This is a genomic window from Clostridium sp. NSJ-49 (assembly GCF_014287725.1).
Classification (GTDB): Bacteria; Bacillota; Clostridia; order Clostridiales; family Clostridiaceae; genus Clostridium; species Clostridium disporicum_B.
Genome location: NZ_JACOOP010000006.1, coordinates 33738 through 55051 on the forward strand (window position 1 = coordinate 33738; position 21314 = coordinate 55051).

23 protein-coding genes and 1 pseudogene are annotated in these 21314 nt (G+C 30.1%); 3 read left to right on the forward strand and 21 right to left on the reverse strand.

The features are described 5' to 3' along the window. The first annotated feature begins 18 nt into the window (after positions 1–18). Positions 19–1017 carry a hypothetical protein gene (locus tag H8S10_RS03175; RefSeq protein WP_055267094.1) on the forward strand — a complete coding sequence of 333 codons (999 nt, stop codon included), beginning with the start codon at positions 19–21 and terminating at the stop codon, positions 1015–1017. A gap of 64 nt (positions 1018–1081) precedes the next feature. Next, a complete protein-coding gene (locus H8S10_RS03180) occupies positions 1082–1672 on the forward strand; it encodes a cell wall hydrolase (RefSeq protein WP_186837921.1) in 591 nt (196 codons plus the stop codon). A 210-nt stretch (positions 1673–1882) separates the two neighbouring features. On the opposite strand, the gene iadA is transcribed toward H8S10_RS03180, so the two are convergent. From iadA to H8S10_RS03205, 5 genes and pseudogenes are all read right to left on the reverse strand, one after another. Beyond that, positions 1883–3055, reverse strand: coding sequence for a beta-aspartyl-peptidase (iadA, locus tag H8S10_RS03185; RefSeq protein ID WP_186837922.1), 1173 nt, complete (start codon positions 3053–3055; stop codon positions 1883–1885). Positions 3056–3123: 68 nt separating this feature from the next. After that, positions 3124–3648: pseudogene (locus H8S10_RS03190) on the reverse strand (chromate transporter). 166 nt (positions 3649–3814) lie between these two features. Continuing rightward, positions 3815–5434, reverse strand: coding sequence for a phosphoenolpyruvate--protein phosphotransferase (gene ptsP, locus H8S10_RS03195; protein ID WP_186837923.1), 1620 nt, complete (start codon positions 5432–5434; stop codon positions 3815–3817). A gap of 172 nt (positions 5435–5606) precedes the next feature. Then, the gene (locus H8S10_RS03200) at positions 5607–6641 is read right to left on the reverse strand and encodes a ribonucleotide-diphosphate reductase subunit beta (protein ID WP_055267084.1); all 1035 of its coding nucleotides are present in this window, start codon (positions 6639–6641) and stop codon (positions 5607–5609) included. A 154-nt stretch (positions 6642–6795) separates the two neighbouring features. After that, positions 6796–9027, reverse strand: a complete 2232-nt coding sequence (locus H8S10_RS03205) for a ribonucleoside-diphosphate reductase subunit alpha (RefSeq protein WP_186837924.1) — start codon at positions 9025–9027, stop codon at positions 6796–6798. 314 nt (positions 9028–9341) lie between these two features. Between H8S10_RS03205 and H8S10_RS03210 the strand changes: the two genes are divergently transcribed. Then, complete coding sequence (locus H8S10_RS03210) at positions 9342–10199, forward strand: YitT family protein (protein ID WP_186837925.1); 858 nt, start codon at positions 9342–9344, stop codon at positions 10197–10199. 135 nt (positions 10200–10334) lie between these two features. Here H8S10_RS03210 and cwlD read toward each other — a convergent pair whose 3' ends face one another. From cwlD to H8S10_RS03290, 16 genes are all read right to left on the reverse strand, one after another. Further along, positions 10335–11039, reverse strand: a complete 705-nt coding sequence (gene cwlD, locus H8S10_RS03215; protein WP_055267078.1) for an N-acetylmuramoyl-L-alanine amidase CwlD — start codon at positions 11037–11039, stop codon at positions 10335–10337. 145 nt (positions 11040–11184) lie between these two features. Next, the gene (locus H8S10_RS03220; RefSeq protein ID WP_186837926.1) at positions 11185–12798 is read right to left on the reverse strand and encodes a Na/Pi cotransporter family protein; all 1614 of its coding nucleotides are present in this window, start codon (positions 12796–12798) and stop codon (positions 11185–11187) included. A gap of 286 nt (positions 12799–13084) precedes the next feature. Next, a complete protein-coding gene (gene rpsI / locus H8S10_RS03225) occupies positions 13085–13477 on the reverse strand; it encodes a 30S ribosomal protein S9 (RefSeq protein WP_032117054.1) in 393 nt (130 codons plus the stop codon). Positions 13478–13503: 26 nt separating this feature from the next. Beyond that, a complete protein-coding gene (gene rplM / locus H8S10_RS03230; protein ID WP_055267075.1) occupies positions 13504–13938 on the reverse strand; it encodes a 50S ribosomal protein L13 in 435 nt (144 codons plus the stop codon). Positions 13939–14096: 158 nt separating this feature from the next. Then, on the reverse strand, positions 14097–14831 hold the full coding sequence (gene truA, locus H8S10_RS03235) for a tRNA pseudouridine(38-40) synthase TruA (protein WP_186837927.1): 735 nt from the start codon (positions 14829–14831) through the stop codon (positions 14097–14099). A gap of 23 nt (positions 14832–14854) precedes the next feature. Continuing rightward, positions 14855–15652, reverse strand: coding sequence for an energy-coupling factor transporter transmembrane component T (locus H8S10_RS03240; protein WP_186837928.1), 798 nt, complete (start codon positions 15650–15652; stop codon positions 14855–14857). 2 nt (positions 15653–15654) lie between these two features. Continuing rightward, positions 15655–16533 (reverse strand): energy-coupling factor transporter ATPase, encoded by an 879-nt coding sequence (locus tag H8S10_RS03245; RefSeq protein WP_186837929.1) that lies wholly within the window; start codon positions 16531–16533, stop codon positions 15655–15657. Further along, a complete protein-coding gene (locus H8S10_RS03250; protein WP_055267113.1) occupies positions 16518–17351 on the reverse strand; it encodes an energy-coupling factor transporter ATPase in 834 nt (277 codons plus the stop codon). The genes H8S10_RS03245 and H8S10_RS03250 overlap by 16 nt, the downstream gene beginning before the upstream one ends. A 197-nt stretch (positions 17352–17548) precedes the next feature. Beyond that, positions 17549–17890: a 50S ribosomal protein L17 gene (gene rplQ, locus H8S10_RS03255; RefSeq protein WP_032117049.1), complete on the reverse strand. Its 342-nt coding sequence runs from the start codon at positions 17888–17890 to the stop codon at positions 17549–17551. A 20-nt stretch (positions 17891–17910) separates the two neighbouring features. Continuing rightward, on the reverse strand, positions 17911–18858 hold the full coding sequence (locus H8S10_RS03260) for a DNA-directed RNA polymerase subunit alpha (RefSeq protein ID WP_055267067.1): 948 nt from the start codon (positions 18856–18858) through the stop codon (positions 17911–17913). A gap of 102 nt (positions 18859–18960) precedes the next feature. After that, entirely contained in the window at positions 18961–19581 is a 621-nt protein-coding gene (rpsD, locus tag H8S10_RS03265) for a 30S ribosomal protein S4 (protein WP_055267064.1), read from the reverse strand. 32 nt (positions 19582–19613) lie between these two features. Continuing rightward, positions 19614–20009 (reverse strand): 30S ribosomal protein S11, encoded by a 396-nt coding sequence (gene rpsK, locus H8S10_RS03270; RefSeq protein WP_055267062.1) that lies wholly within the window; start codon positions 20007–20009, stop codon positions 19614–19616. Positions 20010–20024: 15 nt separating this feature from the next. Next, the gene (gene rpsM, locus H8S10_RS03275; protein ID WP_055267060.1) at positions 20025–20390 is read right to left on the reverse strand and encodes a 30S ribosomal protein S13; all 366 of its coding nucleotides are present in this window, start codon (positions 20388–20390) and stop codon (positions 20025–20027) included. Between the two features lie 207 nt (positions 20391–20597). Next, positions 20598–20711, reverse strand: coding sequence for a 50S ribosomal protein L36 (gene rpmJ / locus H8S10_RS03280; RefSeq protein ID WP_016205879.1), 114 nt, complete (start codon positions 20709–20711; stop codon positions 20598–20600). Between the two features lie 47 nt (positions 20712–20758). Next, positions 20759–20977: a translation initiation factor IF-1 gene (gene infA / locus H8S10_RS03285; RefSeq protein ID WP_005212092.1), complete on the reverse strand. Its 219-nt coding sequence runs from the start codon at positions 20975–20977 to the stop codon at positions 20759–20761. 7 nt (positions 20978–20984) lie between these two features. After that, the gene (locus H8S10_RS03290) at positions 20985–21296 is read right to left on the reverse strand and encodes a KOW domain-containing RNA-binding protein (protein WP_055267058.1); all 312 of its coding nucleotides are present in this window, start codon (positions 21294–21296) and stop codon (positions 20985–20987) included. Positions 21297–21314: the final 18 nt, after the last annotated feature.

Sequence of the window (21314 nt, forward strand, 5' to 3'; positions counted from 1 at the left end):
TTTTTGGAGGTGTATATAATGGAAATTTTTAAAACTAAACTTCGTGAAAACAAAAAGTTTATATTAATTATATTCTTGGTACTTTTACTGGCATTTATATCTATAGCATTTATTTATAATTATAAATTTAAAAATAACAATTCTAAATCTAATACATTTGATTATATAGTTGAAGAAATAAATGCTATAAATAATTCAATCAAAGACTATCCTACTGAATTTAATCTAAACAATGAAAGCATAGTTACTTCTCTTAGAAATAATATAAATAATTTAGAAACAATTAAAAATGATTTACGTGCTTTAATTATTCTAGATGATTACACTAGAGATATATCTTCAAAAATTCTCTCATCTATAGAGTCTGCCCAAACTTTATATAATTGTTGTATTTCATCTCTAGAATATCAAAATATATCATCTTCTTCTGAATATGTAACTAAAATAAATGAACAACAATTTGATTTATTAAAAAGTTATAGCGATTTAAATTATTTAGGCATAGACATAAAATTCAATGATAGCTCTTTAGTCTTTTTTGATAAGTTGATAAATTACTTGAATAATTTAGAAATTGTTACTAAAAAAAATAATATTAGTACATCTCAAGGTGAAGCATTTATGAAGAACTTCAAAACTGCTGTTAATAATTTTTCTGAATTAGTTGAAGATCTTGAGCCTGCTATATCAAAAGTCCGAGAAGACAATAGATCATTTGACTCTATACTTAATGATATAGCTGATAAAGAAAGTAAATTCTTAAATATAAAAAGCAATATTAATAGTATATCTATTCCTGAAGGCTATTTATCATATTACAATGCTTTAATTGACACCTTTAACTTATACTCTAACTATTTAAAAACATTAAAAGTAGCTATAATATTTGAAAAATCATCTACTAATTATAAAGATAATAAAGATTCTATAGATAAGAATTATGAGAATGCTTTTTCTAAACTTGACGATGTAAATGACTCATTAAACTCTTTAAATAAGTCTTTAGAAAATTTTTAGTATTAATTTTCTTCTTTTGGGTAAAAATATTGTTTGATTGGGTTATATCCAAAAGGAGGTTTTTATGAAAAAATTCAAACAAATATTTTCTTTTATTTTGACCCTTTCCCTTTCAGTACTATATAGTTATCCTAAATTTGCTTCTGAAAATGATATAAATATCATTAATGATAGCGCAAATATACTTTTAACGACTAGAGAAAACAACAATTTAATAAATAATTTTATAGATATATCCAATGATGAGTATGTAGAAGTTTTTAGCCAAAATGATAAAATGATTTATTTAACTCAAAATGATATATATCTTATGTCGCAAATAGTTTATGCTGAAAGTAAAGGGGAACCCTTTGAAGGAAAGGTAGCGGTTGCATCGGTAATACTTAATAGAGTATTATCTCCTAACTTTCCTGATACTATTGAGGAGGTAGTATTTCAACCAAATGCTTTTTCTTGCGTCATAAATAACGAAATACAAGTATCACCTACTCAAGAATGTTTTGATGCAGTTCATGAGGCTATAAATGGCCACGATCCAACTAGAGAGGCCTTATTCTTTTATAATCCTGAAATTGCAACCTGTAGTTGGATGCAAGAAGTTGATAAAACTAATATAACCCCTATAGGTCATCACGTTTTCTTTTCACTGTATTAAATAAATTGCGTAGCACTTTGGTGAAAAGTTTGACTTTGTCAAAAGGGAAAATGTCACTGACGTGACAGTGAAAATATTGCCTATGGTAATGATGAAAAGTATCTATATTAATAGCTTTCACTTTAACTTCAGTTAAATTTTCACTGCTACGATAGTAGCATTTTCACCTCTACATAGTCGACTTTTCGCTTATGAGCTTCGCCAACAATACTATTCAAATGTTCCTTTTACAACAGCCTCTCCTTTTTCAACAACTATTTTTCCTTTCGCTATTACCATATCTATATCTAAACTTTCTTCGTCTACTATTACAAAATCTGCATCTCTTCCTTCTGTTATCCTTCCCTTATTATCAAGCTTAAGTATATTTGCTACATTAGAAGTTATTACTTTTATAGCCTCTTCTATTGGTACCTTATGTTCTTTTATACTCTCTTTAACCTCTCTATATAAACTTGATACTGAACATATTCCTAAACCTACTAAATGCCCTTGTTCATCAAATTTAGGCATACTTCCATTAGCATCTGAAGAAAATGTTATATGTTCTATATCTACTCCATTTCTTAAAAGAATTGATAATCCTTCACCAGCTCTTATTTCTCCTGGCTCTAAAAAGTTAGGATCACTACTTGTTGTTAAATCTATAAAACCACCTTTTTTTGCATATACTTCACCTTCATAGAATAACTTATCACTTCTATTTATATGAGTTGGTAATACTTGCGTTGGTGGAATCTCTGTTTCATCTATTAATTTAGATAAATATTCTAACTTTCTTGCTCCATTTCCTAAATGAACATTAACTATCCCAGCCTTTCCAGATAACAAGCCTCCAACTCTAGCACTAGCTACTGTATTTACAAAATCTTGAAATGTTGCTTGAGAACTTCTATGATCAGATAACGCTACTTCTCCAACTCCTATAACTTTGTCGACCATCATCATATCCCCTTTTATACTATCTGTAATGGTCTTTACAGGAATCTCATAAGAACCAGTATAACAATAAGTAGTTATACCTTCTTCTTCTAATCCTTTAGCTTTTGCAATTAATGATCTCATATTTCTACATACTCCATCAGTTCCAATACATCCTACTACTGTCGTTACTCCAGCTTCTATTAGCATTGATAACTGCATCTCTGGTGTACGTGTCTTAAATCCACCTTCACCACCTCCACCTAATATATGAACATGATTATCTATAAATCCTGGATAAAGTAGCTTTCCTTTCCCATCAATTATTTCTATTGCTACAAAATTATTTGGAATTTCTACATTATCATATATTCCTTCAATTTTATTTGAAGTTATTACTACATCTTTAATTCCTAAATCTTCTGGCGCGTAAACATGAATATTCTTAATAACAGTAATCATTATTTTCCTCCTATAATTTTCTTAAAAACTTTATCTAAGTTATATTTTTATCCTATTAATATTATTAGTTACAAATAAAATATTAGTCCTAATATTGCCGCAATAACTATAACTAAAATTGGATGTACTTTCTTGGAGACTAATATAATTCCTATTATTATAGTTATAATTATGCTTTTTAAATCTACGTATGATTCTTTAGCTAAATCTATAAATGCATATATTATTAAAGCTATAAGTATAGGTCTCATACTAGCTAACATAGCCTTTACAGTAATCGATTCTTTAAACTTATCTAATATCTTATTTATAATTGTTACTAATATAAACGATGTTGTTATAACTCCTAATGTTGCTACAAGACTACCGCCCACTCCTCCAACTTTATATCCTACAAATGTTGCTGAATTTATCGCTACAGGTCCTGGTGTCATTTGTTATATTCCTATTATGTCACTAAATTGAGACATTGATATCCAACAATTATTTTCTACTATTTCACTCTGCATAAAAGGTAACATTGCATAACCCCCGCCAAAGGTAAATGTCCCAATCTTAAATATTGATAAAAATAGTTCTAAAGACTTTTTCATAATCTCCTCCATAATTTACCTTTATTCTTTCTTACTGTGAGTATATGATACTTCAATAATCTATAGTTTAAATTTAACAATTTATGATATATTTTTCAATTATTAATAAATAAAAAAAGTACGCCTATTAAGCGTACTTTTTTATCTATTGTTAATTATTTTAATATTACTCTTGTTCTAATATTATCTTCTTAGCTGTTAATATTGATGTAGCACTCATTGAGAATTCATCTAGTCCGTATTCTACTAATGTTGGGATAGCAGCTTCATCTCCTGCCATTTCTCCACACATTCCAACCCACTTACCGTGTTTGTGAGCTCCATCTATAGTCATTTTTATTAATCTTAATACAGCTGGGTGCATTGGATTGTAAAGGTATGATACCTTCTCACTCATTCTGTCTGCAGCTAATGTATATTGGATTAAGTCGTTAGTTCCGATTGAGAAGAAGTCTACGTGCTTAGCTAATTCATCAGCCATAACTGCTGCAGCTGGAATTTCAACCATGATACCCCATTGAGTTGTATCTGAAGTTTTAACTCCTTCAGCATGTAATTCTGCTCTACATTCTTCAACGAATGCTTTAGCTGCTTGGAATTCTTCTAATCCTGAAATCATTGGGAACATTACACAAAGATTTCCGTATACAGAAGCTCTTAATAAAGCTCTTATTTGAACTCTGAATATGTCTTTTCTATCTAAACATAATCTTATAGCTCTATATCCTAAGAATGGGTTCATTTCTTCTGGTAATGGTAAGTATGGTAATACTTTATCCCCACCGATATCTAATGTTCTAATAACGATTTGTTTACCGTTAGCTTTTTCTAAAACAGTTTTGTAAGCTTGGAATTGTTCTTCTTCAGTTGGAGCTGACTCTCTATCCATGTATAAGAATTCAGTCCTGAAAAGACCTACACCGTCTCCACCATTAGCTAATACTTGATCTATATCTTCAGGCTTACCGATGTTACCACAAACTTCAATTCTCTTTCCTGATTTAGTTACAGTCTTAACTTCGATAAGTTTCTTTAACTCTTCTTGTTCTGCTGCAAATCTTTCTTTCTTAGCTATATACTCAGCAATAACTTCTTCTGATGGATTGATTATTGCAAATCCTTCTATACCATCAACGATGATTGAATCACCATTTTTAACTGATTTAGTTATATCTCCTAAACCAACTACAGCTGGGATTTCTAAAGTTCTAGCCATGATAGCAGAGTGAGAAGTTCTTCCTCCGATATCAGTTAAGAAACCTACAACTTTTGATCTATCTAATTGAGCTGTATCTGATGGAGTTAAGTCGTAAGCAACAACTACAGTATTTGCTTCAGTTATAGCAAATCCACTTCCACCTTTTCCTGCTAAGTTAGAGATGATTCTCTTAGAAACGTCTTTAATATCAGCAGCTCTTTCTCTCATATAGTCATCTTCCATTGATTCGAAAATCATAACAAATGTATCTGTAACGCTTTGAACTGCTTTCATAGCATTTAAGCTGTCACCTTCAATAGTCATTTCCATTTGACCTGTGAATTCTGGGTCATCTAATAAAGTTAAATGAGCTTCAAAAACTTGTGCTTCGTGCTCTCCTATTTCTGCAAGGGTTTTTTCTTTTATAGCTGTTAATTGTTCTTTAGAAGCGTCTAAAGCTTTCTTTAAGCTTTCTTTTTCAGCAGCTACGTCTGAAACTTTAGCATCAGTTATAACTATTTCTTCATGTTCTTGTATGAATACTTTACCTATTGCATAACCCTTTGATGCAGCAATACCTTTTTTCATTATTGAATTCCTCCCTATACTTAAGCATAAATCTTGTTGTTCTTAAGTTAAAAATTAATTAAAATTTTTATCAAATAATTATCACTAATTTTCATTATAACATATTTTTTATTATTGTTAATAAAAATTGTTTACATTTTTTCCAATCTGAAAAAAATTCTATATTATTTTCCTATAAATCATCTATTAATGTGCTTGCTTTTGCATATGCTGTTGACTTAGCTTCAAAAAAATCTGTTTTTACTGAATTTGCATCTGATAAAGTGTCTACCCAATTAGCAGGATTTTTATCATATCCTTCATATAAAGGCGTTAAACCTATCTCTTTTAATCTTTTATTACCTAAATATTTTATATACGACTCTATCATATTTTTATTTATTCCTTGGATATTATCTCCGATAACATAATGACCCCAATTTATTTCATTTTCCACTCCACATCTCATCATTTCCCTTAATTCCTCTTTAAGTTCATCCGTAAATAAGGTTTCCTCTTCTCGTTGAAGTTCTCTCATTATGTTTCTAAATAACCAAAGGTGTGTATTCTCATCTCTATTTATATATCTTATTTCTTGAGCTGAACCTGGCATTTTACCATTTCTCTCCAAATTATAGAAAAACATAAATCCTGAATAAAAATATATACCTTCTAATATATAGTTTGCCATTATAGTCTTAATCAAATTCTCTTTTGTAGGTGATTCTATAAAATTATTATATAAATCTCCTATAAATTTATTTCTAGTTAATAAAATTTCATCATCTTTCCATTGATAAAGTATTTCATTTCTCTTTTCTGGTGAACATATAGTATCTAACATATAACTATAGCTTTGAGAGTGAACAGCTTCTTGGAAAGCTTGAATTGTTAAACACAAATTTACTTCACTAGCTGTGATGTAATTATTTATATTACTCAAATTAGCAGTTTGTATTGAGTCTAAAAATATTAAAAAAGATAATATTTTATCATAAGCTGTTCTTTCTTCTGTTGTTAATTTATTATAATCCTTCAAATCTTGAGAAAGATTAATTTCTTCTGGTATCCAGAAATTATTCATTCCTTGTCTGTACCAATCAGCAACCCAACTATACTTCATATTATTAAAATCATTTAAGTTAGTTGTATTTCCATTAATCATCCTCTTCTTACTTATATCTATATCACCATTTTCATTAAATAATGGCTTTCTATTAACATTCATCTCTCATTTCTCCTCACTTCTTTTTTAGTGACAAATTTAAAATTACAAGTTACTAATAAAATTTCTAAGCAACTTTCTTTAAATTAAAATTTTCTAAAATAACCTCAGGTGATTTTATTCCTTAAGTTTTAACTCACTTTAAGTTGTCACTGTTTTAAGCTGAACAGCTTTCACAATCTGAAACAGTTAATGATTTAGATCTTACATAATAAATTGATTTAACACCACATTTACATGCTTCTATATATAGGTTCATTATTTGTCTCATTGTATAATCTGTAGTTATATATAAATTAAATGATTGTCCTTGATCTATATGTCTTTGTCTTATTCCATTTACTTGTATGCATAATTTTTGTTCTATGTTATACGCTGAATTATAATACCAGAAGTTTTCCCAACTTAAATTTGGAGCTGTTTTTGGTATTATACTTCCCTTTTTCTCCTCTAACCAGAATCTTGCCATAACAGGGTCAACACCTTCAGATGTTCCAGCTATAGTAGCAGTAGATCCATTTGGAGCAACCGCAAATAGGTATCCATTTCTCATTCCAAATTCTTTAACATTTTCTCTTAATTCATTCCACATTGGTGAGTTATATTGTCTTAAATCAAAATAATCACCTGTCTGCCAATCAGATCCTTCAAAATATGTATACGAACCTTTTTCTTTTGCTATATTAACACTAGCTTTTATTGCATAGAAATTAATCTTTTCATACACTTTATCAGCAAACTCTAGATGCTTATCTTCTGTCCAATGAATTTTATTATTAGCTAGCATATGATGATAACCACTTGTTCCAAGACCTATAGCTCTGTATTTCTTATTAGTAACTTCTGCAAATGGTACCGCATAATAATTTAGATCAATTACATTATCCATAGCTCTTATTTGAGTTTCTACTACATACTCAATTTCTTTATCTGAATTTACATCTATATTTCCTAAAACTACTGATGAAAGATTACATACTACAAAATCTCCAGCTTTAGTTTTTTCTACTATTATTTTGTCTCCATCTTCATCAATTATTTCTGTTCGTTGTATGTCCATAGCACTTGTATTTTGCATTATCTCTGTACAAAGATTTGAAGAATATATCATACCTTTATGCTTATTAGGATTCATTTTATTTGCTGTATCTCTATAAAAAGCAAATGGAGTTCCTGTTTCTGCAGCACTCTTTATAATTAATCTAACTATATCTTTAACAGACATTACTCTTTTTTCTATTCTTTCATCATTAACACATTCATAGTATTTTTCTTCCCATTCTTCTCCATAGAAATCTTCAAGATTATATCCTTTCACAGTTCTTATTTCGTGTGGACACATCATATACCAATCTGCATCTATATTAGACTCAGCTAGCTTCCAGAAAAGATTAGGATAACAAAGCCCTGGGAATATATCGTGAGCTTTCTTTCTATCATCACCATTATTTGTTCTTAACTGTAAAAATTCTGGTAAATCTTTATGCCAAGCATCTAACCATATTGCAACTGATCCATTTCTAACTCCTAATTGGTCTACTGCAATAGCTGTATCATTAAATAATTTTATCCATGGTATTACTCCGCCTGCAGCTCCTTTAAATCCTCTAATAGTAGAACCCATAGCTCTTACTTTACCAAGATATATTCCCATTCCTCCACCGAATTTAGAAACCTCAGCAAAATTGTCTAATGATTTATATATTCCCTTCAAGCTATCATCTACTGTATCTATAAAACACGAACTCAATTGATAGAATGGTTTTCTTGCATTTGACATAGTTGGTGTTGCCATAGTTGCTTTAAGCGAACTTAAAACATCATAGAATCTTTTTACCCAATACAATCTTTCCTCTTTTTTTTCTGGAATTGCTAAATGCATAGCTATACCCATAAACATCTGTTGAGGTGCTTCTAAAACAGCCCTACTAAAGTCTTGAATTAGATACCTCTTTGCTAATAAATCTATTCCGCTATATGTAAAAATTAAATCTCTCTCTGGTTTTATAAATTTCTCTAATTCATATATATCATCTTTAGAATAACTGTTTAATATATACTCTCCATATAATTTTTTTTCTGTCATATTATTTATGAAGCTATAAAAATCATTATATACATTAGAATCTTCTTCTAATTCTCTGTTTTTTCTTATGTCATCATACAGTTTATCTATATATAATTTTGAAGCTACATATTGCCACTTTGGTTCACTATCTGTTGTTAACTCAAGTGAAATTTGAATTACTGACTTTCTAATCTCATCATTACTCATTGACGGTCTTATTATATTTTCACAACTCTCTATTAGCTTCTTACTTGTATAGATTTCATTTTCCCCTTCTAATCCTTCAACTGCATAGTTACATATTCTTTGTAAATATCCCATAGTTTCCTCCACCATATATAGTATACTTTACTCTTTTTTTCAACACTCTGACACAATATATTGTTAATTATAACTTTGCTATATATACTTGTAAAATTAAAAAATAAATAAAAAAAGAGAAAATAACATATTTTCCTCTCACTTGCTTAAATTATCTATTATTTTTAATAATTAATAACTATTACTATTTAATATATATTATCGTAATTATCAATATTTTATTGCTAATTTTATTAAAATAATATTAACATCTCTTAGAAACTAATATATAATCAAACTTATGAAAAATAATAATTGTAACATGAGGTGCACTAATGAAAGATTTACTTAAATCAAAAAACTTTTATATTGATGTAGTAGTTATAATTTTAGGGTGTTTTATCTACTCACTAGGAGTTAATCTTTTCTTAACTAATGCAAAACTTGTAAGTGGAGGGGTTACAGGAATAGCTCTTATTTTACAATATGTATCTGATATTCCATCAGGTATTACTGTATTCCTATTAAATATTCCTCTATTTTTTATAAGTTATAAATTTCTTAGTAAAAGATTTACTCTATATACCGCTATAGGTATGCTTTCTATTTCATTATCATTAATAATTACTAAACCATTATCAGCATTAATTCAAGTTAACGACATACTATTATACTGTATATACGGTGGAGTCTTATGTGGTATTGGTATGGGGCTTGTATTTTATAGAAATGGTTCTACTGGTGGAATAGATATTATAACTATGGTAATTAGAAAGAAATATTCTAATTTTGAAATTGGTAAACTTAATTTTGGATTCAACTTAATTATAGTTGCTATTGCTGCAATTATTTTCGGTTTACCACAAGCGCTTTATACACTTATCTCTATGTTCATACAAGGAACTATTTTAGATAAAGTATTAAATGGATTTACAAGTAAGAAATTATTATTAATTCTTACAGAAAAAGAAAACGAAATTATAAATTACGTTATAAATGACTTGCACCGTGGTATTACATCAATTATGGCTGAAGGTGAATACACTCACAGTAAGAAGAAGATGTTATATGTAGCTATTACCTCTTCACAATTTATTAGTTTAAAAAATAAAATTCTTCGTATTGACCCTAAAGCATTTATTACAATAATTGATGCTTCAGAAGTTAAAGGTAAAGGATTCATAAACATATAGTTAAAAATCAAGAGTTAAAAGTTAAAGATGAAACTACTAATATAGTTTCTAATACAATAAAATTATTATAATTTTATTCTTTAACTTTTAACTCTTATCTATTAACCTTTCGTGTTATTTCCCCGGCAATATCTATTAATTGCTATTATCATTAGTATTATTACTATTTTCATTAAAATATCTATCTATTCCTAAAGAAATTCCATCAACTATTAAATTTTGATGTTCTTCACTCTTTAACTTTACTTCCTCTTCAGGATTGGATAAAAAGCCACATTCAACTAATATTGATGCTCCATCAAACTTATCTCTTAAAATCAAATATGCCTCACCAGCAGGCTTAGCTACTCTTTTATTATTATCTTTAATTGTTTCTTTTAATGAATCTTGAACTATATTAGCTAATGTTGAGCTCTTATCATTAGACGCATACCAAACCTGTGCTCCATAACACTTGCTTTGCGCAAACATATTTTGATGTATAGAGACAAATATATCACAATTAGTTTCTATCTTCATCTCTGTTCTTCTTTTTAAATCATCACGCTTCTTCTCTCTAATAGTACTACCTTTTTGGTATAATCCTTCATCTTCATCTCTAGTCATATATACTGTATATCCCTTACTAACTAGTTTTTCTTTAAGCTTTGTAGCTATTTGGAGATTAATATCCTTTTCTATAGTTCCATTTTTAGATTGAGCTCCTCCATCAATTCCTCCATGACCAGGATCTATTAATATAACTTTAGAATCATCACTTTCTACATTTGCTTTTGCAGACACTGTACAAATTGATAATAAAATAAAAATACTAAATACAAATATAATAATCTTCTTCATATTATTCCTCCAATATACATATCTGATATTAGTATTCTTTAATGTATCACTCTTTATACCATTCTACATTTATTAAATTTTTAAAAGTAGCGGAATAAAAAAAGATGTTATAAGCTTTAATCCTACAACATCTTTTTTAAAATTATTAATTATTTTCTATAACACTTTCGGCTATATTAGTTGAATGGTCCCCTATTCTTTCAAGGTTACTTAATAAATCCAGGTAAACTGCACCTGCATAAGCGTTACAAGTTCCATCATATAGTCTCTTTATGTGTAAATCTCTGAATTTTCTTTGCTTTTTATCTATTTGAGCCTCTACTTCCATAACAGTTTTAGCTTTTTCAACATCTCTATTTTCATAACTTTCAATAGATATATCTACAGCTTGTAACGTCGATTCATAAATAGACTTTAACTCTTCTAAAGCTTCAGCACTATACTCTAATTTTTTATTTATCTTTTGAATTGTTAAATCTGCAAGGTTTTCTGCATGATCTCCAATTCTCTCTATATCATTAACTATATGGAATGTAGCTGCAACTATATTCTTTTCTTTATCTGATAATTCACACTTAGACAACTTAACTAAATAAGTAGTGATACATTCTTCAAGAATATTTATTACATTTTCATTTTCATAAACTTTTTGAGTTAATTTTTCATCGTTATTATTGAATGCACTCATAGCTAACTCTAAACTCTTTTTAGATTTATTAGCCATTCTAATAGTTTCCTTAATAACTTGTCCCGCTGCAATTACTGGTGTTTCTAATAATCTATCATCAATATACTTAACTCCAGCCTTTTCGTCATCATCATCACCAGGTATTAATCTAGTAACTATCTTAATTAAGACAGGTATCAATGGTACCATTATTACTGTATTAACTATATTAAATATAGTATGTGAGTTTGCTATTTGTCTACTTACATCTGAAGTAAATCCTGCAACAAAGTTTCCTAATAAATGACTTGCTATAAATGGTAAGAATATTACTGTACCAACTATATTAAATATTAAATGTAATAAGGCTGCTCTATGTGCAGTTTTATTAGTTCCAACTGTAGCTATCATTGCTGTTACACAAGTACCTATATTACATCCCATTATAATTGGTAATGCTTGATTTATATCTAATGCTCCAGCTGTTGCTAATGCAACTAAAATACCTGTAGTTGCTGAAGAACTTTGTAATATTGCAGTTATTACTGCCCCTGCAAGAACTCCTAAGAATAAGTTTCCTCCAACTGTTGATAATATTTGTTGGAATACTACTGAATCTGTTAAAGGCTTCATTGCTGAGCTCATTGATCCCATTCCAGTGAATAAAATACCAAATCCTAAAATAATATTACCAATTTCTCTTTTTCTCTTTACCTTTACAAACATAACTATCATAGCACCAATAAAAACAAATATTGGAGCTATTGTGCTTAATTTAAAAGCTACAAGTTGAGCCGTTATTGTTGTACCAATATTAGCTCCCATTATGATTCCTGCTGCTTGTGCAAGATTCATAAGACCTGCATTAACAAATCCTACTACCATTACTGTGGTAGCACTACTACTTTGAATGACTGCAGTTACTATTGCACCAACTGTAACCGCTATAATTGGATTCTTAGTTACTTTTTCAAGTATCTTTTTTAAGCCTTCTCCTGCAGCATTTTCAAGACCATCTCCCATTAACTTCATACCATAGATAAATAGTCCTAAACCGCCTAATAATTTGATTATAACCATTAAAGTATCCAAAATAATAATCTCCTTTTCTCCATATAAATGAAACTCCTTCCCCCATAAGAACATGTGCAAGTTTCACTTACAAAATATAAAATTTTGATTCTCACTTATTACAAATTTATATTACAGAGTAAGTTTACAATACTTCTTAACAATTGTTAAGCGTTGTATCTGTTTTTTAACATAGATTTAATATAACTAAATTTATCTTAGCTAAAAATAAATAATTACCTGGAACAAATTAATGAATATATTGACATAAAAAAAGAGAGGTAAAAACCTCTCTTGGAACACCAAACTATCTCTTAGAGAATTGTGGAGCTCTTCTAGCCTTTTTAAGACCGTATTTCTTTCTTTCCTTCATTCTTGGGTCTCTTGTTACGAAACCAGCTTTCTTTAATTCAGATTTTAAGTTTTCATCTGATTTTATTAAAGCTCTAGTTATTCCGTGTCTGATAGCTCCAGCTTGACCTGTGAATCCACCACCGTGAACATTAACTAAAACGTCGAACTTTTCCTTAGTTCCTGTTAAAACTAATGGTTGGTTAACGATCATTCTTAAAGTTTCTAAACCGAAGTATGTTTCGATATCTCTTTTATTGATAACTACATTACCATTTCCTGGTACAAGTCTTACTCTTGCAACTGATTTCTTTCTTCTTCCAGTACCCATGTATTGAACTTTTGCCATTTTTTATTCCTCCTCCCGAGATTGTATTAGTACTTTAATTCAAGTACTTCTGGTTTTTGAGCTTCGTGATTGTGCTCAGCACCTCTATATACTTTTAATTTTCCAAGCATTTTTCTTCCTAATACTCCTGATGGAAGCATTCTTCTAACAGCTTCTTCCATAGCGAATTCTGGCTTCTTAGCTAAAACTTCTCTGTATGGAGTTTCCTTTAATCCACCAACGTATCCGCTGTATTTTCTCATCATTTTTTGATCTAACTTCTTACCAGTTAAAACAACTTGTTCAGCATTGATTACTATTACGTGATCTCCGCAGTCAACGTTTGGTGTGAATGTTGGCTTGTTCTTTCCTCTTAAGATAGAAGCAACTTGAGAAGCAACTCTTCCTAGTGGCTTTCCAGCAGCGTCAACAACATACCATTTTCTTTCAACTTCTTGTGGTTTTGCAATGTATGATTTCATGTTTTTCCCTCCCTGAACTTACATTTAAAGTAATTTTTTATAATTACCGATTTATGTTAAGATCCTGGGCTAGCGGATCTTACCTACATAAATATTCTAACAAACAAAACTTATTATAATACACGGTTTCGGGTGTGTCAACAAATTTTTAAATTTTTTTAATAATAAACTTCTTTAAGAAATAATCCTTTTGCAGGTACACAGAATCCTGCTAATTTCCTATCTTTTTTTAATATAATTTCTTTGATATCTTCCGGTTTAGTTTTTCCACGGCCTACTTCAATAAGTGTTCCAACTATTATTCTAACCATATTATATAAAAAACCATCACCTGTAACAGAAATTTTTATTATTTCATCTTTTTCTTCTACTTTTAAATCGAAAATAGTTCTTACAGTTCCTTTTACTGAGCTTCCTTGACTTCTAAACGCAATGAAGTCATGAGTTCCTATAAAGTATTTTGCAGCTTCTTTCATAGCCTCTACGTTTAAATCATACTTAGGATGATATGAATAGTTTCTAAGTAGGGCTGAAGGAGCCTCAGTATTTAAAAGATTATATTCATAAGTCTTTCCTTTTGCGTTATATCTCGCATGAAATTCGTCATTTACAGCTTCTGATTTAATTATAACTATATCATCAGGTAGTTTAGTATTTAACGCTTCTCTAAACCTGTTTGGAGGCACAGAACTATTAGTCTTAAAGTTAGCTACAAAACCTTTTGCATGAACTCCTGCGTCTGTTCTAGATGATCCTATAACTTCACTATTCTCCTTAGTAATAGAAGCAATAGCCTGTTCTATTGCTTCTTGTATACTTATTTTATCTTTTTGTCTTTGCCATCCATAATAATTTGTTCCATCATATTCTATTGTTAGCTTTATATTATTCACATTATCACCTTATTGATTTAATATTACATAGCAAATCTTATTGCAAAACTTGCTATAACTAAAAGTGAGAAAACACCAAAGGCTATAAAGTCTCTTGATGAGAACTTTAATACCTTCATTCTAGTTCTTCCCGCTCCCCCTCTATAGCATCTTGCCTCCATTGCCATTGCTAACTCATCAGCTCTTCTAAATGAGCTAATAAATAGTGGTACAAGTAATGGAATTAAACTCTTCGCCTTTTGAATTATACCACCTGTTTCAAAATCTGCTCCTCTTGCCTTTTGAGCTTTCATAATCTTATCAGTCTCATCTATTAATGTAGGTATAAATCTTAAAGCTATTGTCATCATCATAGCTAATTCATGTGCTATTTCTTTACCTATAGGTCTTAATAGTCTTTCTATACCATCTGTAAGCTCTATAGGTGATGTAGTTAGTGTTAATACTGAAGTACCCATTATTAATAATACTAACCTTACAGCCATGAATACAGCTGTTCTTATTCCCTCTTCATATATCTTAATAAAACCAAATTCAAATAATAAAGCTCCGCCTCTTAACATAAATATGTTTAATACTGCAGTTAAAATTATTAAGAAAAATACTGGTTTTAAACCTTTATATAAATATCTAGGGGGTATTTGTGAAATGTATACCACCAATGCTAAAAAAGCAACAACAAACGCATACCCTACAAATTTATCAATTACAAATAAGCAAACTATAAATAATATTGATAATAATATCTTAGTTCTAGGGTCTAGCTTATGAACAAATGAATCGCCAGGCAAATATTGTCCTATAGTTATATCCTTAATCATAATTACTTTTCTCCCATATTAATTTTTTTATCATTCAGAAGAACTCTTAATAATTCCTTTTTACACTGTTCAACTGTAAATATCTCATCAGAAACATTAAATCCTCTTCTTCTTAATTCTCTCATTAAATAAGTAACCTGCGGTGCTCCTAATCCAATCTCCTCTAATGTATCAATTTCCTTAAATACATCTTTAGGTTCTCCTTGTAACGCTACTTTTCCATGATTCATAACTATTATTCTTTTAGCAAGCTTACCTACATCCTCCATACTATGACTAACTAAAATAATAGTCATTTTATACTCTTCATGAAGCTTTTTAATCTGAGATAAAATATCTTCTCTACCTTTTGGGTCTAATCCTGCTGTAGGTTCATCTAAAATTAAAACTTTTGGTTCCATTGCTATAACACCTGCAATAGCAACTCTTCTTTTTTGTCCTCCACTTAACTCAAATGGAGATACATCTTTATATTTTTCATAATCAAGGCCAACCATTTCCATAGCTCTTTTAACTCTAATTAATATCTCATCTTGCCCTAATCCTAAGTTAGTAGGTCCAAAAGCTATATCCTTTTCAATAGTTTCCTCAAATAATTGATACTCTGGATATTGAAATACCAATCCTACTTTTTTTCTTATATCTGATAATTTAACACCTTTTTCAGTTATATCGATATCATCAATTATTATCTTCCCTGAACTTGGTTCTAATAATCCATTTAGATGTTGAATCAATGTTGATTTTCCAGAACCAGTATGTCCTATTAATGCTATAAATTCTCCATCTTCTATATATAAATTAACATCATCTAATGCTTTTTTTTCAAAAGGAGTTTTTGGCATATAGATATGTGTTAAATTCTCTATTTTAATTGACATAACGCACTCACCATCTCATTCACATTTAAAATTTTAGTATCTATATCTATACCAGCTTTTTGTAGCTCATAGCATAACTCTGTAACCTGTGGTACATCTAATCCTATATCTTTCATTTTCTTAACTTGTGAAAAGACATCTCTAGGTATTCCTTCTAAAATAACTTTACCACCATCCATAACTATAACTCTATCAGCTTCTGCAGCTTCATCCATATAGTGAGTTATTAATACAACAGTTATTCCATATTTCTTGTTTACCTCTTTTATATTACGTAAAACCTCTTTGCGTCCTGATGGGTCTAACATAGCCGTAGGCTCATCAAATATTATACATTTAGGCTTCATTGCTAAAATACCTGCAATAGCAATTCTTTGCTTTTGTCCACCTGATAATAAATGTGGAGCATGTTTCTTATATTCAAGCATACCTACTTTTTCTAGAGCTTCATCAACTCTTTGTCTAATTTCCTCAGGAGGTACTCCTAAATTCTCTGGTCCAAAAGCTACATCTTCTTCAACTATAGTAGCGACTAATTGATTATCTGGATTTTGAAAAACCATGCCTGCTGCTGCTCTTATTTCCCATAAATTATTATCCTCTGAAGTATTTAATCCATTTACAACTACAGTTCCTTCACTTGGTAATAATAAAGCATTCATATGCTTTGCTATCGTTGATTTTCCTGATCCATTATGTCCTAATATAACTAGAAATTCCCCTTTTTCTACTTCAAGATTTACACCATTGATAGCATATTTTGGAGCTTTATCTTCAAAATTATCATATTTAAAAACTAAGTTCTTACACTCAATCATTTTTGTCAATTCAATCCCTCCCTTAGAAAGTAATAATAAATATCATATAAAAACTTTATATTTTTTCCATAAATTAATTATATATCATGTTAAATTATTTACAAGTGTATATACTTTAAATAAAAAGTTAAAATTTTTATATAATATCTAATTATATACAAAATGGGGATTAAGTATTAACTTAATCCCCTAATATATTATACTAATTCAAGTATAACAACTTCAGCTCCGTCCCCTCTTCTAGGGCCTTTTTTAATCATTCTAGTATATCCACCATTTCTGTCAGCATACTTTGGAGCGATTTCTTCAAATAAAGTTTTAACTACTTCTTCTTCTAAAACGTAAGATAAAACTTGTCTTCTAGCGTGAAGATCTCCTCTCTTAGCAAGAGTGATCATTTTTTCAGCTATACTTCTAGCTTCTTTAGCTCTTGTTTCAGTAGTCTCTATTTTACCATGCTTTAAAAAGCTTGTAACAAGACTTCTTAACATAGCTCTTCTTTGGTCTGTAGAAAGACCTAACTTACGATAACCTGCCATGGAATTTACCTCCTTACTTACTACTCGTCGCTTAGTTTTAAGCTTAAGCCTAATTCCTTAAGCTTTCTTTCAACTTCTTCTAAGGATTTCTTTCCTAGATTTCTAACTTTCATCATGTCGTCCATTGATTTGTTAGCTAATTCTTGAACAGTGTTGATACCAGCTCTCTTTAAACAGTTATATGATCTAACTGAAAGATCTAGTTCTTCAACTGTCATTTCTAGGACTTTTTCCTTTTTGTCTTCTTCTTTTTCTATCATAATTTCAACGTCGTTAGTAGCTACTCCTAAAGACATGAATAACTTAAAGTGCTCAATTAAAATCTTAGCTGATAAACTTATAGCTTCATCAATCTTAATAGTTCCATTAGTCCAGATTTCTAAAGTTAACTTATCGTAGTCAGTAATTTGACCAACTCTTGTATTTTCTACAGTGAAGTTAACTCTTTTTACTGGAGTGTATATAGAATCAACAGCTATTGCTGATAAAGGAAGTTCATCACTCTTATTTTTATTTTGAGTAACGTATCCTCTACCTCTGTTAACAGTTAACTCCATATATAACTTTCCGTTATCGTCTAAAGTTGCAATATGTAGGTCTTTGTTTACAACCTCAACGTCTCCATCTGTTTTTATATCTGCACCTGTTACTACTCCAGGTCCTTGAGCATCTATGTAGATAGTCTTTGGACCTTCACCTTCCATTGTTAATGCTAAAGATTTAATGTTTAAGATTAACTCAGTAACATCTTCTTTAACACCTTGTACAGTTGAGAATTCATGTAATACTCCGTCAATTTTAACTGATGTAGTAGCCACACCTGGAAGTGATGATAAAAGTATTCTTCTCATAGCATTTCCAAGTGTTATACCGTAACCTCTTTCAAGTGGTTCTACTACATACTTACCGTAAGTACCATCTTCATTCGATTCTATACACTCGATTATTGGCTTTTCTATTTCTAACATGTACAAACCCTCCTTATATTTAAAATGGCAACCTTATTACGAGGGCAACTGATTCCATACTTAAATCTAAGATATATTCGTTTTAAAACAAATATTAATTTATTATTTGCTGTATAACTCAACGATTAGAGTTTCGTTAACTGGTACGTCAATGTCTTCTCTAGCTGGTTCAGCAACTACTTTACCTTCATAGTTTTCAACGTTAGCTTCTAACCATTTTGGTAATGTCTTTGGATTTTCAACAAATGTCTTGAACTTTTCAGTTCCTCTGCTCTTTTCGCAAACAGCAATTACGTCATTTACTGAAACTCTGTATGAAGGGATATCTACCTTCTTACCATTTACTAAGAAATGTCCATGAGTAACTAATTGTCTAGCTTCGTTTCTTGAAGCACCATATCCTAATCTGTAAACAACGTTATCTAATCTCATTTCTAGTAACTTAAGTAAGTTTTCACCTGTGATACCTTTCATGTGATCAGCCTTTTCATAATATGTTCTGAATTGGCTTTCTAAAACTCCGTATATTCTTCTAGCTTTTTGCTTTTCTCTTAATTGTACTCCGTAGTTTGACATCTTCTTCTTAGCTGCGCCATGTTGTCCTGGTGCATAGCTTCTTCTTACGAAAGCACATTTATCTGTATAACATCTATCTCCCTTAAGGAATAGCTTTTGACCTTCTCTTCTACATAATCTACATGTAGCTCCAGTATATCTTGCCATTCGTTACACCTCCTGTTGAATTTATATAATAACTAGACTCTTCTTCTTTTTGGTGGTCTACATCCGTTGTGTGGAATTGGAGTAACATCTTTAATTAAAGTTACTTCTAATCCAGCAGCTTGTAATGATCTTATAGCTGCTTCTCTACCTGAACCTGGTCCCTTTACGTATACTTCTATACTCTTTAAACCGTGTTCCATAGCTGCTTTAGCTGCAGTTTCTGCTGCCATTTGTGCTGCGAAAGGAGTGCTCTTTCTTGATCCTCTGAATCCTAATGCACCAGCACTTGACCATGATAAAGCATTTCCAGCTGCATCAGTTAAAGTAACTATTGAGTTATTGAAAGTAGATTGAATGTGTGCAGCACCGTGCTCAACATTCTTTCTTTCTTTTCTTCTTCTAGTCTTCTTGACTTGTTTAGCTGCCATGTGTTTCCCTCCTTATTACTTCTTCTTGTTTGCGATAGTCTTCTTAGGACCTTTTCTAGTTCTAGCATTAGTCTTAGTTTTTTGTCCTCTAACTGGAAGACCTTTTCTATGTCTAATCCCTCTATAACAACCGATTTCTACTAATCTCTTAATGTTTAAAGCAACATCTCTTCTTAAGTCACCTTCAACTAATAAGTCTTTAATGTAGTTTCTGATTTCATTTACTTCATCTTCAGTAAGATCCTTAACTCTAGTGTCTGGATTGATTCCAGTAGTAGCTAAAATCTTTTGTGAAGTTGATAAACCTATTCCATATATATATGTTAGACCTATCTCAACTCTTTTTTCTCTTGGTAGGTCAACACCTGCTATTCTTGCCATTAATTTACACCTCCTGATAATTGAAATGCATTTATATTTGCTTGTTTTATTTATAATAAATTTTTAGGTCAATAGGAAAATTCCTATTGTCAGCCGTACCTAAAAACTATTTTCATCTAATTTAACGCCTATATAATAATATTGAAATTTCAGTAAAAAGTCAATATATTAATATTTGTAAATACATATGTCTAATACTTAATTATATTAGCCTTGTTTTTGCTTGTGCTTTGGATTTTCACAGATAACCATTACTTTTCCTTTTCTTCTTATAATCTTGCACTTTTCGCAAATAGGCTTAACTGATGGTCTTACTTTCATCGCTAACCCTCCTTGTTATTTATGGTAAACCAATTAATTGGTTTAATTTATTTAGCTCTCCAAGTAATTCTTCCTCTTGTTAGGTCATATGGAGAAAGTTCTATAGTAACCTTATCTCCAGGTAGAATTCTTATGAAGTTCATTCTTAACTTTCCTGAGATATGAGCTAGAATCTTATGACCACTCTCTAACTCAACTTGGAACATTGCATTAGGTAAAGCTTCTAAAACTACACCTTGCATTTCTATTACATCATCTTTTGACATAAGGTAATCAACCCTCCTTAACAATGCCTTTTTCTTTTAGAAATTTTTTAATCTTTAAATCAGCACCTCTATGTTGAGATATAATTGATGCTTTAATCTCATCATTTACATCTTCTAAAACAATAAAATGTTTTAGTTTTTTCTTCTTCGGCATCTGAATAGTTTTAGTCCTTCCGTTACTAAGAAGGTAATAATCATCATTTAATTTTTTAACAATAACATAATAATGATCCTTATCTCTTCCACATGTTGAAAGAACAACTTTTCCAATTAAGTCATTGTTTTGCAAATTTTTCACCTCGATGATTACCTTAGTCATAAATCTACAAGCCACCTT

What these genes read in the sequence shown, in the direction of transcription:
- H8S10_RS03175 (WP_055267094.1), top strand. Translation starts at nt 19, where the DNA reads ATGGAAATTTTTAAAACTAAACTTCGTGAAAACAAAAAGTTTATATTA.
- H8S10_RS03180 (WP_186837921.1), top strand. Translation starts at nt 1,082, where the DNA reads ATGAAAAAATTCAAACAAATATTTTCTTTTATTTTGACCCTTTCCCTT.
- iadA (WP_186837922.1), bottom strand. Translation starts at nt 3,055, where the DNA reads ATGATTACTGTTATTAAGAATATTCATGTTTACGCGCCAGAAGATTTA.
- ptsP (WP_186837923.1), bottom strand. Translation starts at nt 5,434, where the DNA reads ATGAAAAAAGGTATTGCTGCATCAAAGGGTTATGCAATAGGTAAAGTA.
- H8S10_RS03200 (WP_055267084.1), bottom strand. Translation starts at nt 6,641, where the DNA reads ATGAATGTTAATAGAAAGCCATTATTTAATGAAAATGGTGATATAGAT.
- H8S10_RS03205 (WP_186837924.1), bottom strand. Translation starts at nt 9,027, where the DNA reads ATGGGATATTTACAAAGAATATGTAACTATGCAGTTGAAGGATTAGAA.
- H8S10_RS03210 (WP_186837925.1), top strand. Translation starts at nt 9,342, where the DNA reads ATGAAAGATTTACTTAAATCAAAAAACTTTTATATTGATGTAGTAGTT.
- cwlD (WP_055267078.1), bottom strand. Translation starts at nt 11,039, where the DNA reads ATGAAGAAGATTATTATATTTGTATTTAGTATTTTTATTTTATTATCA.
- rpsI (WP_032117054.1), bottom strand. Translation starts at nt 13,477, where the DNA reads ATGGCAAAAGTTCAATACATGGGTACTGGAAGAAGAAAGAAATCAGTT.
- rplM (WP_055267075.1), bottom strand. Translation starts at nt 13,938, where the DNA reads ATGAAATCATACATTGCAAAACCACAAGAAGTTGAAAGAAAATGGTAT.
- H8S10_RS03240 (WP_186837928.1), bottom strand. Translation starts at nt 15,652, where the DNA reads ATGATTAAGGATATAACTATAGGACAATATTTGCCTGGCGATTCATTT.
- H8S10_RS03245 (WP_186837929.1), bottom strand. Translation starts at nt 16,533, where the DNA reads ATGTCAATTAAAATAGAGAATTTAACACATATCTATATGCCAAAAACT.
- H8S10_RS03250 (WP_055267113.1), bottom strand. Translation starts at nt 17,351, where the DNA reads ATGATTGAGTGTAAGAACTTAGTTTTTAAATATGATAATTTTGAAGAT.
- rplQ (WP_032117049.1), bottom strand. Translation starts at nt 17,890, where the DNA reads ATGGCAGGTTATCGTAAGTTAGGTCTTTCTACAGACCAAAGAAGAGCT.
- H8S10_RS03260 (WP_055267067.1), bottom strand. Translation starts at nt 18,858, where the DNA reads ATGTTAGAAATAGAAAAGCCAATAATCGAGTGTATAGAATCGAATGAA.
- rpsD (WP_055267064.1), bottom strand. Translation starts at nt 19,581, where the DNA reads ATGGCAAGATATACTGGAGCTACATGTAGATTATGTAGAAGAGAAGGT.
- rpsK (WP_055267062.1), bottom strand. Translation starts at nt 20,009, where the DNA reads ATGGCAGCTAAACAAGTCAAGAAGACTAGAAGAAGAAAAGAAAGAAAG.
- rpsM (WP_055267060.1), bottom strand. Translation starts at nt 20,390, where the DNA reads ATGGCAAGAATAGCAGGTGTTGACCTACCAAGAGAAAAAAGAGTTGAG.
- rpmJ (WP_016205879.1), bottom strand. Translation starts at nt 20,711, where the DNA reads ATGAAAGTAAGACCATCAGTTAAGCCTATTTGCGAAAAGTGCAAGATT.
- infA (WP_005212092.1), bottom strand. Translation starts at nt 20,977, where the DNA reads ATGTCAAAAGATGATGTAATAGAAATGCAAGGTGTAGTTTTAGAAGCT.
- H8S10_RS03290 (WP_055267058.1), bottom strand. Translation starts at nt 21,296, where the DNA reads ATGACTAAGGTAATCATCGAGGTGAAAAATTTGCAAAACAATGACTTA.